1 pseudogene is annotated in these 232 nt (G+C 56.9%); it reads right to left on the bottom strand.

The features are described from left to right. Positions 1 to 111 precede the first annotated feature (111 nt). Positions 112 to 232 (bottom strand): annotated as a pseudogene (locus SB822_RS61300) (ompetence-damaged protein); the annotation flags it as partial.

Below are 232 nucleotides of genomic sequence, written 5' to 3'. Positions count from 1 at the left end.
CGAACGCTGTTTGATCGACCGCCATGTTGCCCTCCATACCGGTCCCCAAGCCTGATATATCCCTTAACCGCTCCTCGCCTTCCTTCTGCCAGAGAGGGAGCAGCCGCGAACTTAGCGCCTTGATCCGAGCGCGCTAAAATAATGTTCGATCCGGGACAGTGCATAGCGCGCAGCCTGACGTCGACTTTCATTGCGACCGCCTGAAAACCGGCGCGTTTCTGCAAAAGTAACG

The organism is Paraburkholderia sp. SIMBA_054 (genome assembly GCF_046534875.1).
Classification (GTDB): Bacteria; Pseudomonadota; Gammaproteobacteria; order Burkholderiales; family Burkholderiaceae; genus Paraburkholderia; species Paraburkholderia hospita.
This window is presented reverse-complemented; position numbering and strand designations above follow the sequence as displayed.